The sequence below is a fragment of the Mesorhizobium sp. M2A.F.Ca.ET.042.01.1.1 genome, from assembly GCF_003997405.1.
Classification (GTDB): domain Bacteria; phylum Pseudomonadota; class Alphaproteobacteria; order Rhizobiales; family Rhizobiaceae; genus Mesorhizobium.
The window spans coordinates 1-2,492 of record NZ_RZRX01000463.1 but is presented as its reverse complement, the minus strand read 5'-3'; the positions used below and the strand labels follow the sequence as shown (position 1 = coordinate 2,492).

The window sequence follows — 2,492 nt, the reverse complement described above, 5'->3', positions numbered from 1 at the left end:
CTCCTCGCAGACCACGTCGCCGAGATTGACGCCGATGCGGAAGCGAATTCGCTCTTCCTCGGGCGTCTCGGACTCGTGCTCCGCCAAGGCCTGCTGGATCGCCATCGCCGAGGTCACTGCGTTAACGACGCTCGCGAACTCGCACAGCATACCGTCGCCGGTGAGCTTGACGATCCGACCGTGGTGCTCGGAGACCAGCGGTTCGAGGAGATCCTTGCGGTAGGTCTTGAGCCGCTCGAGCGTGCCACGCTCGTCGCGCTCCATCAGGCGCGAGTAGCCGACCACGTCGCAAGCCAGGATCGCTGCGAGGTGGCGCTGCGTGCTCGGCCATACGCCTGCACGCGGGCCGCCCCGCGTCCATGTCCTGCCAACTTCCAGACGCGCCACGCGCATGGTATCCATCTCTCCCAGTCTCCGCCGATATGGAACGGAAACGCAGCTTGACCTTGCCTTCACGAGAATTCGCTATCCCGCTTTCGAGGCGTTGAGCGTTCGAGTCGCCTCCGCCAACAGAGAGCCGACGACACGCTCGCGCAGCCTCCGCCGATGCTGACACAGCACTCCCAGCAGGCCGGGGATATTTCCTGGCCTATGTAACCGGCTGACGCCACCGCGGCGGTGCTTTTGTATCTGGAACTTCACCGGACATCCGCGCCTGGAGACTTCGCTCCGCCGTCTCACCGGAATTTAACCGCATTGGTGCAGCATCACCCGGCTGCTAACATGCATTGATTCAAGCCCTTTCATACGGTTGCCATCCATGAACCAGAGAACCTGCCTGTCCGTCATCCTCGCCGCCGGCGAGGGCACGCGCATGAAAAGCGCCATGCCGAAGGTGCTGCATGCCATTGCCGGCCTGCCGATGGTCGCGCATGTCGTGAAGGCCGCCGAGGCGGCTGGGACTACCGGTCTGGCGCTGGTGATCGGCCACGGCGCCGACGAGATGCGCAAGGCGGCACAGAAATTCGCGCCGAAGGCGGAGACTTTCGTGCAGGAGAAGCGGCTCGGCACAGCGCATGCCGTTCTTGCCGCCCGCGAAGCGATATCAAAGGGTTACGACGACATCCTCGTCATGTTCGGCGATACGCCTTTGATTGATGCGCAAGCTCTGGCCGCGGCGCGGCAGAAGCTCGCGGAGGGCGCTGCAGTAGCTGTGATCGGCTTTCGGCCGCCCAGCCCGACCGGCTATGGCCGGCTGATCGAGAAAGATGGCCACTTGGTCGCCATCCGCGAGCAAAAGGACTGCTCGGAGGAGGAGAAGAAGATCGGCTTCTGCAATGCCGGCATGATGGCGGTGGCGGGCAAGCATGCGCTTCGCTTGCTCGACAAAGTCGGCAACGACAACGCCAAGGGCGAATTCTACCTGACCGACATCGTCGAGATCGCCGGCGCGGAAGGGCTCGACGTGGTTGCCACCGAGGCAAGCTTCGAAAATGCGCTCGGCATCAACAACCGCGCCGAGCTTGCCGAGGCGGAAGCGATCTGGCAGGCGCGCCGGCGACGCGAGGCAATGCTGTCCGGCGTTACGCTGATCGCGCCCGAAACCGTTTATTTCTCGCACGACACCGAGATCGGCGCCGATACGATCGTCGAGCCGAATGTGTGGTTTGGCCTGGGCGTCAAGATTTCCACCGGCGCCACGATCCATGCTTTTAGCTATATGACGGGCGCCACCATCGCGGAGAATTGCGAGGTCGGGCCGTTCGCGCGGCTGCGGCCCGGTGCCGACCTCAGGAAAAAGGCCAAGGTGGGCAATTTCTGCGAAGTCAAGCAGTCGACAGTGGAAGAAGGCGCCAAGGTCAACCACCTGACCTATATCGGCGACGCGCGCGTCGGGGCCGGGGCCAATATCGGCGCCGGCACCATCACCTGCAATTATGACGGCTACTCGAAATTCTTCACCGATATCGGCGAAGGCGCCTTTGTCGGCTCGAATTCCTCGCTGGTGGCACCGGTCTCGATCGGCAAGGGCGGCTATATCGCCTCCGGCAGCGTGATCACCGAAAGCGTGCCCGACGACGCGCTGGCCTTCGGCCGCGCCCGCCAGAAGACGATCCCCGGCAAGGGCAAGGAATTGCGCGAGCGCTTCGCCTCGGCCGCAGCGGCAAGGAAGAAGGCGGCGGCGGAATAGCGTTTCAGCGCTTCCTGAAGGGAGCAGCCGCGGCTCGATCAGATATGAACGAGTGGAAACCAGGGCCCGGAAAACCCGAGCGGTTCAGGTAACTGGATTGCAAGCGCCGTCTGGCATGGTGCATGGAGCAAAGACCGTTCCGCTGACACGGAACGAAACGCAAAGTGACTTTCGCGGCGGGCCGGCAACTCCTAGATAACGCCGGGTTTTCCGCTGGGAATCGGGGGCTATCGCATGTGCGGTATCGTTGGAATCGTCGGCCATTCGCAGGTCGCGCCGCTCATCGTCGACGCGCTGAAGCGGCTTGAATATCGCGGCTACGACTCGGCCGGTGTCGCCACCATCGAGAAGGGCGAGCTCG

General features: G+C 63.3%; 2 protein-coding genes. One reads left to right on the top strand and one right to left on the bottom strand.

The window, feature by feature from the left end:
- Positions 1–393: adenylate/guanylate cyclase domain-containing protein (locus EOA23_RS33705; protein WP_145966576.1), on the bottom strand; the 393-nt coding region annotated here is incomplete at its 3' end.
- Positions 394–760: 367 nt separating this feature from the next.
- On the opposite strand from EOA23_RS33705, the gene glmU reads away from it, so the two are divergent.
- Positions 761–2,131: a bifunctional UDP-N-acetylglucosamine diphosphorylase/glucosamine-1-phosphate N-acetyltransferase GlmU gene (glmU, locus tag EOA23_RS33700; protein ID WP_127307231.1), complete on the top strand. Its 1,371-nt coding sequence runs from the start codon at positions 761–763 to the stop codon at positions 2,129–2,131.
- The last annotated feature ends 361 nt before the right edge of the window (positions 2,132–2,492 follow it).